The sequence below is a fragment of the Paenibacillus cisolokensis genome, from assembly GCF_050481165.1.
Classification (GTDB): Bacteria; Bacillota; Bacilli; order Paenibacillales; family Paenibacillaceae; genus Paenibacillus_AH; species Paenibacillus_AH cisolokensis.
Genome location: NZ_JBCNFP010000054.1, coordinates 12,876 through 28,812 on the forward strand (window position 1 = coordinate 12,876; position 15,937 = coordinate 28,812).

15 protein-coding genes are annotated in these 15,937 nt (G+C 54.4%); all 15 read right to left on the minus strand.

Annotated elements, in window-relative coordinates:
* Window positions 1-103: 103 nt before the first annotated feature.
* Window positions 104-1,105 (minus strand): histidinol-phosphatase HisJ family protein, encoded by a 1,002-nt coding sequence (locus tag ABEV74_RS09275; RefSeq protein ID WP_430145380.1) that lies wholly within the window; start codon window positions 1,103-1,105, stop codon window positions 104-106.
* Window positions 1,102-1,887, minus strand: coding sequence for a DeoR/GlpR family DNA-binding transcription regulator (locus tag ABEV74_RS09280; RefSeq protein WP_430145382.1), 786 nt, complete (start codon window positions 1,885-1,887; stop codon window positions 1,102-1,104). Before ABEV74_RS09280 ends, ABEV74_RS09275 begins: the two co-directional genes overlap by 4 nt.
* Window positions 1,888-2,049: 162 nt before the next feature.
* Window positions 2,050-2,829: a DeoR/GlpR family DNA-binding transcription regulator gene (locus tag ABEV74_RS09285; protein ID WP_430145384.1), complete on the minus strand. Its 780-nt coding sequence runs from the start codon at window positions 2,827-2,829 to the stop codon at window positions 2,050-2,052.
* Between the two features lie 14 nt (window positions 2,830-2,843).
* Complete coding sequence (locus ABEV74_RS09290; protein ID WP_430145387.1) at window positions 2,844-3,890, minus strand: ABC transporter ATP-binding protein; 1,047 nt, start codon at window positions 3,888-3,890, stop codon at window positions 2,844-2,846.
* The gene (locus ABEV74_RS09295; protein ID WP_430145389.1) at window positions 3,887-4,735 is read right to left on the minus strand and encodes an ABC transporter permease; all 849 of its coding nucleotides are present in this window, start codon (window positions 4,733-4,735) and stop codon (window positions 3,887-3,889) included. Before ABEV74_RS09295 ends, ABEV74_RS09290 begins: the two co-directional genes overlap by 4 nt.
* Complete coding sequence (locus ABEV74_RS09300; protein ID WP_430145391.1) at window positions 4,735-5,589, minus strand: ABC transporter permease; 855 nt, start codon at window positions 5,587-5,589, stop codon at window positions 4,735-4,737. The genes ABEV74_RS09295 and ABEV74_RS09300 overlap by 1 nt, the downstream gene beginning before the upstream one ends.
* Window positions 5,556-6,725: an extracellular solute-binding protein gene (locus ABEV74_RS09305; protein WP_430145394.1), complete on the minus strand. Its 1,170-nt coding sequence runs from the start codon at window positions 6,723-6,725 to the stop codon at window positions 5,556-5,558. The genes ABEV74_RS09300 and ABEV74_RS09305 overlap by 34 nt, the downstream gene beginning before the upstream one ends.
* An 18-nt stretch (window positions 6,726-6,743) precedes the next feature.
* Entirely contained in the window at window positions 6,744-7,562 is an 819-nt protein-coding gene (locus tag ABEV74_RS09310; RefSeq protein ID WP_430145396.1) for an alkaline phosphatase family protein, read from the minus strand.
* 287 nt (window positions 7,563-7,849) lie between these two features.
* Entirely contained in the window at window positions 7,850-9,271 is a 1,422-nt protein-coding gene (locus ABEV74_RS09315; RefSeq protein WP_430145400.1) for an NAD-dependent succinate-semialdehyde dehydrogenase, read from the minus strand.
* A 13-nt stretch (window positions 9,272-9,284) separates the two neighbouring features.
* Window positions 9,285-10,952: a thiamine pyrophosphate-binding protein gene (locus ABEV74_RS09320; protein WP_430145403.1), complete on the minus strand. Its 1,668-nt coding sequence runs from the start codon at window positions 10,950-10,952 to the stop codon at window positions 9,285-9,287.
* 21 nt (window positions 10,953-10,973) lie between these two features.
* Window positions 10,974-11,804, minus strand: coding sequence for a nitroreductase family protein (locus ABEV74_RS09325; protein ID WP_430145404.1), 831 nt, complete (start codon window positions 11,802-11,804; stop codon window positions 10,974-10,976).
* Window positions 11,804-12,322 carry a GNAT family N-acetyltransferase gene (locus ABEV74_RS09330; RefSeq protein WP_430145406.1) on the minus strand — a complete coding sequence of 173 codons (519 nt, stop codon included), beginning with the start codon at window positions 12,320-12,322 and terminating at the stop codon, window positions 11,804-11,806. Before ABEV74_RS09330 ends, ABEV74_RS09325 begins: the two co-directional genes overlap by 1 nt.
* A complete protein-coding gene (locus ABEV74_RS09335) occupies window positions 12,315-13,349 on the minus strand; it encodes a M14 family metallopeptidase (protein ID WP_430145409.1) in 1,035 nt (344 codons plus the stop codon). Before ABEV74_RS09335 ends, ABEV74_RS09330 begins: the two co-directional genes overlap by 8 nt.
* Window positions 13,346-14,725, minus strand: a complete 1,380-nt coding sequence (gene purB / locus ABEV74_RS09340) for an adenylosuccinate lyase (protein ID WP_430145412.1) — start codon at window positions 14,723-14,725, stop codon at window positions 13,346-13,348. Before purB ends, ABEV74_RS09335 begins: the two co-directional genes overlap by 4 nt.
* Before the next feature lie 45 nt (window positions 14,726-14,770).
* The gene (locus tag ABEV74_RS09345) at window positions 14,771-15,937 is read right to left on the minus strand and encodes an amidohydrolase (protein ID WP_430145415.1); all 1,167 of its coding nucleotides are present in this window, start codon (window positions 15,935-15,937) and stop codon (window positions 14,771-14,773) included.

Sequence of the window (15,937 nt, forward strand, 5' to 3'; positions counted from 1 at the left end):
CGGGCAAAGCGGAACGTTACCGATTAACAGGGCGGTCTGGCGAATATCGTCATCGCTTGCTCTCCTTTTTTTGGATATATATTAAACTATAAAGGTGCAAGCCTCAATCCTGAAGGGGTATGGCGATCCTTTTTCCCTCTTTGAAATACACGATTTCTTCGTACCCCGCATCGGACAGCATCTGCACCGCTTCATCCAACTGGGTCCCGATATCGTCGGGAAAATGCGCGTCGGAGCTGAGGGTGATCGGAACGCCATGCTTATGCAAAATTTGTAAAAATGTCCGGCTCGGACAGGCCTCTTTTACCGGATAGCGATAAGCGAGACCTGTATTGATTTCGGTTGCCACATCCGCTTTTTTAAGCGTCGCCGCGACATCCTCATACATCGGCGCAAGCTTCCGCTCATCCGGTCTGAAATTAAACACTTTCAAATTGTCCAAATGAGCGATGATATGAAACAAACCGCTGGACGCCGCACCTTTGACATAATCGAACAACATGGCGTATAGCGCGGTTAAATCTTTTTCCTTGAACAAGTCCTGCGTTTCCGGGTTATCGAAGCCCCACCCTTCGAGAAAATGAACGGAGCCAATCACGTAGTCGAATTTGTAACTTGACAGCAGCTCCTTCAGCTCTTCTTCTCCACCCGGAAAGTAGTCGGCTTCAACCCCGATCGAAACCGGAAAGCCGTCGCGCTTCGCCTTTTCCACCAAGGAGATGAACGGTTCGATCGAACTTACGCAAACCCGGTCGAGCCAGTATTGCTGTATTCGTCCTAACGGGGAATCGTCCAAAATCATGTATTTATTATAATAGGAACGAAATTCCTCAAACCTGTAAAGATGATCCACGATACCAAAATATTCGATACCTTTTGCTTTCCCTTGATGAAAATATCGATGTAGCCAATCGTCACTAAAACATCCGGTTTCCAACCTTTCCGCAAGCCGTTTCGACAATTCCTTCGCCCAGTCAATCGAATGAGATGGGCTGTTCAAGAGCTCGCTATCCGGCGTTGTGCGCTCCAACGCCAGCACGGTCCTGTGAAGCCAGGAAGCGGAATACGGTCCTTCCTCCAGATGAAAATGAAAATCAACCTTCACTCGCTTCCCTCCTGATCCGCTATCAACAGATCTATACCCTTCTGCCTGAGCTGATTCGCCCATGTTTCGGGGCATTTGTTGTCGGTGATGATAATCGAAGCTTCATGAATTTCGGCGATTTTGGCAAATGTCGTCTTGCCGAGCTTGGAATGATCCGCCAATATGATCGCTTCCTCCGCGCGTTCGATCATCGTTCGGGAAATGCTCGCTTCGTTCAGATCATAATCGGTAATCCCGTCAACTAATGAGATGCCGCCTGCAGAAATAAACGCTTTATTGACTTTAAATTGCTTGAGCGCAGCCTCCGCCAAAACGCCGGTCGCAGATTGCCGGGTCATGTTGACCTCGCCACCCGCAAAAATAATTTTTCCTTTAAATATTTCCATGGCAAGCAGCATAGCCGGAATGAAATGGGTGACAATCATGACGTCGTCCCGGCCGCTCAAATGGCGGATGACCTCCAAACCTGTCGTTCCGTTGCCGATCATGATCGTCTCGCCCGATTTTACGAGAGAAGCCGCCAGCTTGCCGATGGCCGACTTTTCCTTGCGGTTTGTGCCGGTTCTTTGAATAAACGGAGGCTCCCAAGCTTCCAATCGCGTTTTAATCGCACCGCCATAAACCTTTTTTAGTTTCCCTTCATTTTCCAGACGGTCCAAATCGCGGCGAATCGTTTCTGTCGAAACGTTTAATTGCTCGGCAAGCGAAATCACTTGAACTTTTTCGTCTCGTTCCAGCTGTTCCAAAATCGTCTTTTTTCGCTCTTCAAAGGACAATGACATTCGGTTTCAACCCTCGATTTTCTTGTTTTTTTACTTTTCTTGTTGATTCTTGAATTTTGTTGTGGTTTAAACGCTATCTTATCTTTAGTGCGGGCAAATGTCAATGAAGCGATAGCATAAAAGTAAAAACGTCCCGACTATAAGGGACGTTTTGTTCCCCATTCAATTCAAATTTACCGGAACGAGAACCTCTATTCCTTTTTCAGTGAGCTTCTTCATCCACTCTTCGGGACATTGCTCGTCAGTAATAATCATGCTGACATCCTTGAGCGGCGCAATATTGGCAAACGTAATTTTGCCGAACTTGGTATGATCCGCCAGGACGACGACTTCCTCGGCCCGTTCGATCATTAACCGGGAAATACTGACTTCATTCAAATCATAATCGGTAATACCTTCGTTGAGCGATATTCCGCCAACGGATATAAACGCCTTGTTAACCTTGAGCTGCTTCAGCATCGCCTCAGCAATCGGGCCTGCAACGGATTGCTGCCTGGGGCTAACCTCTCCTCCGATAAAAATGATGCGTCCGGCGAACATTTCCATGGCAAGCAAGAGCAGAGGAACGGAATGCGTGACTACCGTTACATGTTTTCGATCGCCAAGGTAGCGCAACACCTCCAAAGTCGTCGTACCATGATCGATCATGACCGTTTCCCCGTCCTTAACAAGAGAGGCAGCTAACCGGCCGATCGTTTCTTTCTCTTTCGCAAGCATTTCCGCCCGGGACACGAACGGCGGCTCCCAACCTTCCGCCCGCGACTTAACCGCGCCGCCGTACACTTTTTTAAGTATCCCGTCCTTTTCGAGCCGATCGAGATCCCGTCTGACCGTTTCCGTGGAAACTCTGAATTTTTCCGCCAATTCCGCAACTTTTACCCGTTCATCGCGAGTTAACTGCTCCAGAATGTATTTCCTGCGCTCTTCAAACGATAATGACATCCCGCTTCCACCTCTCATGAAGAGCGTTGAAGCACCTTGCATTCCTTTTTAGGCACGTAAATGCGAACAAACATGCCAGGTTGAATGTGCTGTACGATGCCGTCGTGCAAAGTATCAATGCAAATATTCACGCCGCCTGCGGTCACCTCGAAGCGCACGATATTTCCCAAAACGGATGATTGCATGACCGTCCCGGTCGTTGTCATCCAATCATCATCCGGCTTCTGCGTCTGCTCGTTATTCGCATTGAATTCCATGCGGATAATTTCAGGACGCACCGCGAACAATTCGCCCTCCTGCGGGACTCCCTGAAACTTTCCCCGCACCAAATCTTCACGGCTCCAGATGTTGTAGCTTCCGATAAATCTGGCAACGAATTCCGTTTTCGGAGAAGTATAAATTTCGTGCGGACGGCCCTCCTGCTCAATCATCCCTTGATTCATCACAAAAATGCGGTCCGAAACGGTCAGCGCCTCTTCCTGGTCATGCGTGACGAAGATCGTCGTCATTTTCAAACGCCGTTGAATCTGTCTGATTTCATTTCTTAACGTTCTGCGGATTTTGGCGTCAAGGGCGCTTAAAGGCTCGTCAAGCAGCATAACCGCCGGTTGTTTGACAAGCGATCTGGCCAGCGCGACACGCTGTTGCTGTCCTCCCGATAGTTGATTGGGATAGTTCTTCTCTTTGCCTTTCAGATCGATCAGGCCGATCATCTCTTCCACACGCCGCCGAATCTCCTGTTTTGTCATCCCTTCCATCTTCAAACCGAATGCGATGTTTTCATAAACGGTCATGTTCGGAAACAGCGCATAAGATTGAAACACCATGCCAACATTGCGTTTTTTCGGAGGCAAATGCGTTATGTCGCGTCCGCCCACCGTTATCGTCCCGCTGTCTATATCGTTCAGGCCGGCGATCGCCCTGAGCAGCGTGCTTTTTCCGCACCCGCTCGGACCAAGCAGCGTAATGAACTCCCCTTCCTCGATAGACAGGGATACATTTTTCAGCACCTGCAGCTTGTTGAATGTCTTCGAGATGTTTTCTATCTTTATAAAACTCATGCGGCTTCCTCCTCTTCGCCTGCCGTCGGCACATGGACCCGCGGTTTCATGCTGCCGATCTTAAGCACGAAGGCGTACAAGACGAAAATCAAGGCAAAAAAGGTAATGATGGTTGCGCTGGAGGCGTGCCCGTCGGTTGACTGCATGCGGAACAAATACACCTGAATCGTTTCATAGCTGCCGCCGACAAGCATGTTCGCCAGAACAAATTCTCCGAAAATAATGGAGAACGAAAGCAGGCCGGCTACGAGCACGCCGGGAATGATATTCGGTACCACAACGCGAAGAAAGGCCTTCATCTTGCCTGCTCCGAGCACCTCCGCCGCTTCCATAAGCTCAATCGCGTTGATGGCGCGTAAAGAGTTCCGGATACTTTGATACACATATGGCAAAATGACGATAAAGTAAATGCCGAGCAATATCCAAATGGTGCCCGAAATCGCGAACGGCCCGGACGAATACAACTTGATCAGTCCTACCGCCGCAACGACCCCAGGCAAAGCGAACGGAAGCAGCACGATCGTCTGCAGCACTTTTTCCAATCGGGGAAAATATACGGCCGTTACAAAAATCGTCGGAACCATGATGACCAGAGACGAAACGACCGTCAGAATCGCCACCAGAAATGACCTTCCAAGCGCAAGCAAAAACCGTTCGTCAGTAAACAGCTTTGCGTACCATTGCAAGGTCAGGCCTTCCGGAAGAATGGTGTTTTGCCACTCGGTGCTGATTGAAAACAGAAACGTCGCCATGACGGGCAAAAAGAGGTACGCAAACAAAATGAAGACGACAAAAGTATGCCACACCTTGCCGTTTGCCCGCTTGTTAGCCGAGCTTGATTGCATCAGCTTCCCCTCCTGGTCAAACGGATCATTCTTTCATTGATCAAAGTTGCCGCGACCATAATCAAAAAGAGAATAATCGCCAAAGCGCTGGCGAGTTCCTGCCGCGGAAATACGTCGCCGGTCACGAGACTGCCGATCTGGATCGGAAGCAGGTTGAAATTGCGAAGCACAAGCGCATAGGCCGTCGCATAAGCTCCCATTGCATTGGCAAACAATATGCTGAACGTACCGACAACGCTCGGCAGCAGAACGGGAATGCCGATATGCCGCCAAAACTGGGCGTTGCCTGCTCCAAGCAGGGAAGCGGCTTCCTTCCACTCTTCCTTGATCGCATATAAAGCAGGATAGATCAACAGAATAGCAAGCGGAATTTGAAAGTAGATGTAGACAATACCGAGACCCGTCCATGAATACAAATCGAACGTCAAAAAGGACAAACCCGTTTCGCGCAGCAGCAGCGTCAGCATGCCGTTCGTGCCGTACAAAATCATGAATGCAAAAGCAAGCGGCACACCGGCAAAATTCGTCATAATATTGGAAAGGTTGAGCAGGCTGTCTCTTACTTTTGCGGAAAACCGCGTGAATGAATAAGCGCCGAACAAGGCCACCACCAACCCGACAAAGCTGGAAACGAACGATAGCAAGATGCTGTTGACGATCGCCCGGGTATAAAGCGGGTGACTGAGCGCTTTAATATATTGGTCAAGGGTAAACCCTTGACCGCCTTCTTTTTGAAAACTGGAAATCAGCATCCCGACACCGGGCAGCAGAAGAAATGCAATAATCCAAACGAGAAACGGAACGAGCACGAACAACAGCATTACTTTATTTTGGGCTGCACTTCTTCCTGCCATAGCGCGCTAAGCTCCTTCGCCGTGTTCTCCCATACACTGTAATCTTTGATCGTATGCGTATTCTTGTATTGTTCTTCCGGAATCAGTTTTTCTTTAACCTCCGCCGGCAGTTGAACGCTAGAGCGAATCGGACGGGCATATCCTTTGGCCAGATTGGTCTGACCTTCATCGCTCAAAATATAAGTCCGGGCAAGTTTCGCCGCATTCGGATGCGGAGCCCATTTGTTGATGATCGTCGCATAACCGCTGGTGACGCTGCCTTCTTCAGGAATGGCGACTTCGAACTTGTCCGCTCCGATCTGGTCACGGTATCCAAGCGCGTTAAAATCCCAGAGCAATGCGACTGTAACTTCACCTTTTTGGATTTGCGGCACAGTGACGTCAACCTTCGAAATGAGTCCTTTTTCGGCCAGACGCTTGAAATAGTCAAGTCCAGGCTGAATGTTTCCTTCATCCCCGCCGAAGGCAAACGCGGCCGCCAATACGGCATATTGTGCCTGCGCCGCTCCTGACACGTCACCTACGGAAACCTGATAAGCCCCGCCGTTGTTTTCAATGTCCGCCCAGCTTTTCGGGCATTGTTGTACGATCGTTTTGTTGCACAGGAACGCGATGGAACCGGTATAACCGACGATCCAGTGACCGTCTTTGTCTTTCGCCCAATCGGGAATTTCGTCCCAGTACTCCGTTTTGAACGGCTGGGTTACCCCTTTTTGAACGGCCATCGGACCGAACGCTATTCCCACGTCACCGATATCAGCCGTCGGGTTGTTCTTCTCAGCGTCAAATTTGTTGATTTGGTCAACGCTGCCCATATCCGTGTCCGAGTGATCCAGGCCGTACTTTTCTTTCAAATCGGCCCATGTTTCCACCCAGTTCGCCCACGAATCCGGCATCCCGACACTGACGACCTTGCCTTCTTCTTGAGCAAGCGGAATGAGTTCTTCAAGCGTCGGGATTTTTTCTTCCGACCCGGCATCTCCGGAGTCGCCGACAGTCTGGGAAGCGCCTCCGCCCGAATCCGGCCCTGAATCAGCGGATTTGTTGCCGCAGGCCGCCATAATTGCCGCCAAAACGATCACCAGACAGACAAGCAGCAATGGTTTCAGACTGAACAAGCGTTTCTTTTTTGCCATTTTGCAATACCCCCATTTTCATTTGAAGTTATGTTTTATTGGAACCGGTACCATTACATCCGAAGGCGGCACTCCCAGCATCTCGCACACAAGCGGCGCCATGCCGAGCTGCGCAATAACCACGTCATGGAATCCCGGTTCAAACCGATTTCCAATGCAAAACAGCGGCACGTCACGCTCATCGTCCCCGGACCCGCCATGGTTGCCGTCCCGGTTCATACCGTGGTCCGCAGTGACGATGATTTCGTACCCTTCAGTCATCCAATTAGGCACCAGAAGCGACAACATATTGTCTGCGGCCATGGCCCGATTCCGATATTGCGCAGAATCGCAAGTGAATTTGTGACCGGTATCGTCAATATTCATCGGATGAATGTACAGGAAGTGCGGATCATACGTGCGGCGCAAATATTCCGCGTCCGCGAACAAGTGAGAATCGGGATAGGTGTCATCGAAATAAAACTTGCCATGTTGAATCGGCTTCGATTCGTCGTGCTGCTCGCGATCCATCAAGTAATCGAAAGGAGCCCGCTGGTACAGCTCGCTCACCCAAAAATAAGCGGCAGCCGCGGTTCGCAAGCCATGTTCACGGCATATGTGAAATATGCTCTTTTGCCTGCTCAACCGAACCGTCTGGTTAGACGTAATGCCGTTCATCCAAGCGGGCGTTCCGGTAAGCAGCACCTCATAAAGCGGCCGCGAAAGGCTGGGCATTTCCGACTTTACTTTGTACAATGCCGCTTTTTCTTTCTCAATGAGGTGGTACATAAACCCCATGGAAGAAACGGCAACATCGTACTTCAACCCGTCTAATACAACCATGATGACCTTTGACATACACGCCCCCTCTTTATGATGGTTGTCCATTGATCGTGTTTTTTTGTTTGTTTTTATTGTGATGATGTTGTTTTTTATTAATATTAAGCGGTTACACAACAATAGTCAACAATAAATTCAAATAAAATTGACTTGTTTCAACAACTTTTGTAATGGCCAATCATTAAAAAATCCCGCTTGACCTCAACGACCAAGCGGGATTTATTGCTTAGAATCCAATTCGAAATGATTCGACACTTCGCAAATCTCTCGGTTCGGTATTCAATACATCCGCAGAGATCGAGATTTCAACCTAAATTCAGCGAAATATATTTCACTTCCAGAAACTCCTCGATCCCCCAGTGGCCGCCTTCACGGCCAATTCCGCTTTCCTTCATCCCGCCGAACGGCGCCTGTGCCGTCGCGGGCAGCCCGTCGTTCAAGCCGACGATCCCGTATTCCAGACCTTCCGAAATGACGAACGCTTCCTGGATATCTTGCGAGAAAACGTAGGCTGCAAGCCCGTAACGAGTCTTGTTCGCGCGTTCGATCACTTCTTCGGTCGTTCGGTACGTCACAACGGGTACGACCGGACCGAACGTTTCCTCGCGCATGCAGAGCATATCGTCGCTGACGTCCGTCAGCACCACCGGCGGCACAAAATAGCCTTTGGCGCTTATCGGTTCATAAGGGGTTGCAAGCTTCGCCCCTTTGTCCAGAGCGTCCTGCAGATGGTTTTGCACTTTTTCCACTGCGGCTTTGTTGATGAGCGGACCGATATTGACCCCTTCCTCCAGCCCGTTGCCCACCTTTAATTTCCGCACTTCATCCGTCAGCTGTTGCACAAAACGATCCCGAATCGATTCGTGCACGTAAACGCGGTTCGGACAAATACAGGTTTGCCCGGCGTTGCGGAATTTGGGAGCGATGAACTCCTTGACAGCCAGGTCAAGATTCGCGCTTTTCGTTATAATATACGGAGCATGTCCGCCAAGCTCGAGGGAGATGTTTTTAACCGTATCGGCGGCTTGCCGCATAAGCAATTTGCCGACACGGGTGGAGCCTGTGAAAGAGACTTTGCGCACGCGCTCATCGGCCATCCACGTTTCACCGATCTCTTTCTCATTCCCCGTAACCACATTCAGCACTCCCGCAGGAATTCCCGCTTCATGCGCCAGCTCGGCCAGTTTATAAGCCGTAAGCGGCGTATACTCCGATGGCTTGATCACCACGGTGCAGCCTGCAGCAATGGCCGGACCTACCTTGCGGGTGATCATCGCGGCAGGAAAGTTCCAGGGCGTAATCGCGGCAACGACCCCTACCGGTTGCTTCAACACGAGAATGCGTTTGTTTGGCGCGGATGCGGGTACGGTCTGGCCGTAAACTCGTTTGGCCTCTTCCGCATACCAGGTCAGGAAGCTGGCCGCATACATCACTTCGCCGAGCGCTTCCTGCAACGGCTTCCCTTGTTCGAGCGTCATGATGCGGGCGATCGTTTCCTTGTTCTCGATAATCAACTGATGCCATTTCAGAATCAGCGCCGCCCGTTCGTTCGCGGTTTTGCTTCTCCAGGCGGGCAACGCGGCCTCTGCGGCCGCAACCGCCAGCAGCGCTTCCTCTTTCCCCGCATAGGGGGCCGATCCAACCGCTTCCAAAGTCGCCGGATTTTCTACCGTAATCCGTTTCTCGGTAGGGACCCATTCGCCGTTAATGTATAAATTCGCATCCATCCCGCAGCCCTCCTTAAGTGGTTACTGAAATATCCAAAAAGTACGGCCCTTGCGCCTGCAAGCCTGTTTTCAACGCACCCGGCAACGATTCGATAGCGGTCACCCGTTCGGCGGGAACTCCGAACGCCTCCGCCATCCGGATCAAATCTGCGGGACCGTCAAGGTCCAGGCAATCCAGTTTGTCGCCGCCAAGCGGAGCGCCTAAAGCCTTCAAACCCGTTTTGAGTACATGGTAAGCGCGGTTGTTCACAATGATAAATAAAACGCGTGCGTTGGTCTTGACGGCGCTGTACAAGATTTGCGGATAATACAGAAACGTGCCGTCTCCGAGCAGACTGACTACGGTTCTTTCCGGATCGGCTATCGCCGTACCGACCGCTTGAGCCGCACCGTGCCCCAGACCGCCGCCTTTGCCCGCCGTATATTGTTTCGGTTCCCAGAGGTGAATATGATCGATGAAGGGCAGCGCATTCGAAACCGCTTCGTTGACAATCGTAAACTTGCCGTCTTTCGGCAGCAGTTTCGCCAATTCCGCCGCCACGATCTTGGCCGTAATGGCCCCGCTCTGACGGTCGGCGTCAAGCGCCTGCTCCAATTGTTCCCGTCTCGCCCGCGCTTTCGCTTCCACTTCCCGGAGTCTTTGACGAACCTGCTCCTGATCGAAATCCGCGCAATCGGTTACGAGGTCCGCTAACGCTGCCAGGCTCGCCTTCAGCGCTCCCCACGCGCCTATGCCGCCCGCCACATTTTTACCGATCTCCCAGGGATCGTCGTTCAGGTAGAGCATGGTCGTGCCGGGCTTCACGAAGCTTCCTCCGTTATCGTACAGCGCCACAGGCACTTGCGCCTTGACGCCGACATAAAAGAGAAGATCGTATTCACTTAATATTCGCCGAATTTGGCCCGCATTCATGGGCAGCGTTCCGAGGAAGCAGCGATGACGGTTGTCCGCATTTTGCCTTGTCGGCATTCCCTCGGACATGACGCCGGCGCCAATCCGTTCCGCGAGCCGCTGCAATTCGAGATGGGCGCCGGCATCGCCGACGCCATCCCCCGCCAAAATCAGCGGCCGTTTCGCGCGCAGCAGTTCCTTCGCGATCTCCTCGAGAGCTGCGCGCTCCGCGCAAAAGCCGGAGGCCACCCTCGTCGGCGGGGCAAGCCGATCGACAGCCGCCGGCGCAATCGAAATATCGTAAGGGATGGACAGAAACACCGGACCGCGCGGCGGGGTCATCGCCACCTTGAACGCGCGGTGCAGCGCCAACGGCAGCTCTTCGGCATACCGGACCTCGTGAGCCCACTTGGTCATACTGCGGACTTGCCCGACATGATCTCCCGCCAGAATCGGCTCCTCAAGCAAGAGGCGGGTGTGATGCTGTCCGGCGATGACCACCAGCGGGATGCCGGCACGGTACGCGTTGTATAAATTGCCCATGCCGTTCGCCAAGCCGGGCGCGACATGAAGAATGACAACCCCCGGCTTGTCCGCCTGCCTGGCATACCCCATAGCCATTCCCACCGCGTTCGCCTCATGGAGCGCGGTGACATATTCAACATCCGCGTATTTCGGGAAACCGTCGATAAACGGCAGTTCGGACGTTCCGGGATTGCCGAACACGTGGGATACGCCATACTCGCGAAGCAGCTGAAACAATAAATCCCGGCCCAATGTCACGGTCACTCAATTGGCTCCTTCCTGTTTCTATTCCAGTACGAATCCGTGTTCTTTCAAAAAGGGAGCCAGATCCCGCCGAAAATCGTTGCCTCGCGCCATCCGGCGTGCCGTATGCTCCGCCCAGCCGTAATGCCCCGTATCTTGTTCCGGTTCCGGCGTTACGCCGGGAATGCGAACGCGCCGTCCTTTGTAAATATCGGTTTGCGCCATTCGCTTGTCGTAAGCATCGATTCCTTGTTCCATGCCCGCAGGCGAATATTTCTCCTGGTGCACGACAACCGATTGTGGGAGTCGAGGCTTTACGCTGCTCGGACTTGCCGGGTATCCGACCGCAAGACCGATGGTCGCGAACACCGACGGCGGCAGCTCCAGAAACTCCGCAACTTCGCGCGCCCGATTGCGGATCGCGCCGACCATGCAGCAGCCAAGACCCAGGCTTTCCGCGGCAAGGGCCGCGTTCTGAGCCGCCAACGCGCTGTCGATGACGGAGACGAGCAGCAGTTCCAAATAATCGGAGCCAAAGCGGTATCCCTGTCTGGCTGTCACATATTTATGCCGGTACGAATCCGCGCAGAAAGCGAGAAACAGCGGCGCCTGCTCGATAAACGCCTGATTGTCGCACAATTCCCGCATCCGGCGCTTCCGCTCGGGGTCTCGAATGACGACGACGCTCCAGGATTGAAAATTCGAGGACGTAGGGGCGCTTTGCGCCGACGCCATCATCATCTCGACCAGCCCTTCGGGCAGCGGACGGTCGGGATCGAAATGGCGCACCGACGAGTGGCGCGTCATCTGATCGATCACCGGGTTTCGCAGCTCCTCAAATACCGGCAGGCCGTCAATTGAAAAACGATCCATCAGTGTCCTCCCGCTCCTTGTCCCGTCATGTCCGGTATGAGAATCTTTTTCATATATATCGTAATATGTCCGCGGCCGAGATCTTTCGAGCCTTCGATTACATAATTGCGCCGTTTGTACATTTCGATCAGCCACGGATGGCGATCTGCCGTGCCCAGGGAGACGGCCGGGGATTTCAGCGTATCGCGCACCATCGTTTCCTCGCACCAGGTGATCATCTCCCTGCCGAGCCCTTTGCGTCCGGCATCCGGGTCGCTGGCGAACCACCAAAGGTGAGGAACGCCGAAAGGTCCGGGCGACGGTCCCCACGGCATCCGGATCGATATCGTCGAGAGCACCTTCCCGTCCTCTTCCATCAATAAGCACATATTTTCGCGAATATTTTTCTCCACCAAGGCCAAATCTGCCGTAGCCGCAGCAAAGTTAATGCCCATCTTGCGAATCGGTTCATAGGCCCGAAGCGTCAAATCCAGCAGTGCGGGCGCATCCTCCAAGGTCGCCAAACGAAAATTAGCCATGTTGTTCTTCATCCTCCTGCCATTCCAAACCGACGAACGCCACACGGTCACCCGTATCGACCGGCGGGTTCTTCCGGCTTGCGATGATATACATATCTTGTTCGGCGCGAATCTCCTGGACGGTGCCAAACATATCCACAATACGGCAAACGAGCTCCCCGCGCTTCACCACCGACCCGCTGGGGGCGCTGTCGACAACGAGCCCGCCGTGATCGGCATAGAGGAACCGGCGCCGGGTAATCGTGATCGACCGCGCTTGCGGAGCGGCATCCGGCGCTTCCGGCCAAATCCCGAGCTCGTGCAGAATGCTCGCAATTCCCCGTTCCCCGAAGGAAACCATGTCCGGTTGAATGTGACCGCCCGAACCGAGCTCCGTCATGAAAGCCGGAATGCCGTGCTTCAGACATTGCACGTCCAGAAATCCGGCAACATTGCCCGGCAGCTCGTTCAGGCTGCCTCCCAGGTCGACCCGGCAATGCGCCGTGCCGCCGAATACCCGGGCCAGCCGTTCCGCCTGATCGCATACTTCGGCGGATGCCGACGGCAGCCGTTTAAAGACGGTATAGGGAAGCGCATCGTAATGCGTGCCCAACGTATGAAAATCGACAAGATGAGTCGCCAGCCGCCGGATCTGCTCGAACAGCTGATGCGCAAGCCGCTGGGAGAGCGTACCGTTCGGATCTCCCGGGAATTGCATATCCATATCCAATCCGTCCTGCGGCGTGTTTTTCTGCCTTGCCTGGAACGCCAGCGGATTGGAGATCGGCGTGGCGATTACCGCACCGGCCATTTTCTGCGGATCAAGCTTCGGAAGCAAATTGCGAATCGCCATCGGACCGTTCAATTCGTCGCCATGAACCGCTCCGTTGAGCCACAGGCACGGGCCGGGGCGGGCGCCGTTCACGATCATGACCGGCATCAGAATCGGTCCGCGATGGGAAAGCTCGGCCACCTTGACCATGCCGGCCGCAAATTCGCCCGGCGCGGCTTCGACCTCTCCCCATGCGATCGTTCTATCCGCGCTCATTGCGGTTCAGCCTCCTGCAGCCAGCCCGAGGCTTCGGCCGCTGCCAGCACCCGGTCCACGATTTGCGGCGCCGATCCCAGATAAGAGGACGGATCCATCAGATTTTCCAGTTCTTCTTTGCCGACCGCTTCCCGCACGCGTTCGTCAGCCATCAGCACATCACGGAAGGGGATTCCCTCTTCCACGCTCTTCATGCACAGCTCGTAGACGACCTCATGCGCCGTCTGTTTTCCCATCGGCTTCGCCAGAACGAACATGACGCGCTCGGAAAGCAGGAGTCCTCCGAGCATATTCAGGTTGCGCAGCATGTTCTCCGGCTTCACGACCAAACCGGCGAGAATGTTCTTCGCGGAAGCGAGCTGCGCGGCAAGGTAGATGCAGCTTTCCGGAATGGCGATCCACTCGCCGCGCCAGGACATGGCGTCGCGTTCGTGCTCGACAATCATCGATTCCTGCACGAGCGCGGCGTTGTAGCGAATCGGCTTGGTCAGGCTCGCCAGACCCTCCAGCGCGGCAGGATTCCGCTTGTGCGGCATGGTCGAGGAACCGATTTTACCGGAAGTGAACGGCTCTTCCACCTCGTCCAGCTCCGTACGCATCAAATTGTACAATTCATTGCCCATTTTGCCGAGCGTGCCGCTGATCATCCCCAGCAAGCCGGCATATTCCGCCGACCGGTCGCGGGACGAATGCCAGCATATGTTCGGCGCTTGCAGTCCAAGGCGCTTCATCGTCAGGCGCTCCACTTCCGGGCCGAGCGGACCGAAGGAAGCGTAAGTGCCCACCCCGCCTGCCAGCACGCCGGTAAATACCCGGGACTCGGCCTCGCGCAGACGGTCCAGATGGCGAATGACCTCGTCGAGAAGCACCGCGATTTTGAAGCCGAAAGTGGTCGGCAGCCCCTGCACCCCGTGCGAGCGCCCCGCGATCGGGGTATCCCGGTACTCGCGCGCAAGCCGGGCCATCTCGCGGGCCACCGCGCGCAAATCGCGGACGATGATGCGATGCGCTTCTTTGAGCTGCAGCATCATCCCGGTATCCACGATATCCTGGGTGGTCGCGCCGTAATGCACCCATTCCCCGTGTTCAGCCCCGCACAGCTTTTGCAGCGCCTTCAGGGTCGGCATCAAAGAATGCTTCACCTTTTGCACTTCCTGCGCAATCTCGTGAATATTCATCAGCTCTACCTTAGCTTTGGCGGCAATCGTCTCCGCCGCTTCGGCCGGGATGAGCCCCACCTCGGCTTCGGCAAGCGCAAGCGCCGCTTCGACGTCCAGATGCTTCTGCAGACGGTTTTCGTCCGACCACACTTGACGCATCTCCGCTGTGCCGAAATTATTTTGAAGCATGATCATATCGATTACATGAGACGGCATGACACATTTCCTCCTAGATGTCAGGTATGAATGAAGAGGGACGGCTTATCCGATCGACTTCAGCCCCAGGACGGCAGCTTCGGCGAAAAGCGCCGCACTGATGGCGATCGCATCTTCGTTCAAGGTGAACCGCGGGTGATGCCACTGTTCCGTCCCGCCCGTCCCCATCCAAATGAAACAACCCGGGATGCGTTCCTGATACAGAGCGAAATCTTCGCCGCCCATCGTCGGAACGGCCTCGACCACCTGGAGCCCCTGCGCTTCCGCCGCCCGGCGCATCATTTCCGCCATTGCCGGATCGTTATTGACCGCCGGCAGCATCGATGTCCAGTTCAACCGGGCTTCGGCTCCGTATCCGGCGGCAACGCCCTCGACCACCTGCTTCATGCGATCCGGAATGATCGCCCGCGCCTCCGGTTCGAACGTCCGCACCGTGCCTTCCAGAACGGCCGTATCCGGAATGACGTTCCAGGAGGAGCCGGCCTGCAGCTTGCACACGCTGACCACCGCCGAATAATGCGGACTGACATTGCGGCTTACGAGCGTCTGCAGCGACGTTACAATGGCGCTGCTCACCACGACCGGATCGACAACCGCCTCGGGAACCCCTGCATGGCCCCCTTTGCCGAAAATGTCAATCTCGAAACGGTCAACCGAAGCCATTAGCGGGCCCGTACGGATGCCGACCGTGCCGACAGGCAGCTCCGGCTTGTTGTGCATGCCGAATATGGCGGAAACGCCCTCGAGCGCGCCCGCTTCCAATACCGCCCGCGCGCCGACCGCCTGCTCTTCCGCCGGCTGGAACAAAATGCGGACGGTGCCGTGAAGCTCATCGGCATGATCGTGCAGCAGCTTGGCCGCGCCAATCATCGATGTCGTATGAAAGTCATGCCCGCAAGCATGCATTTTTCCCGGCACCTCGGAGGCGAACGGCAATCCCGTCTCCTCGTTTACGGGCAGCGCGTCGATATCGGCGCGAAGCATAATCGTCGGTCCGGGATGCGCCCCTTTCACCTCGGCCAGCACGCCGGTCGGCAGACCGAGGTCCAGCAGACGTACCCCCGCTTCCGTCAACCATGCCCGAATCCGCTTGGTCGTCTCAAACTCCTCGTTGGAAAGCTCAGGAAATCGATGCAGTTCCCTGCGCATGCTCACCAGCTTCGATTGAAGCGAAGCGGCCTGCTCCCGAAAAGTGGCGGATATCGTCGTCAT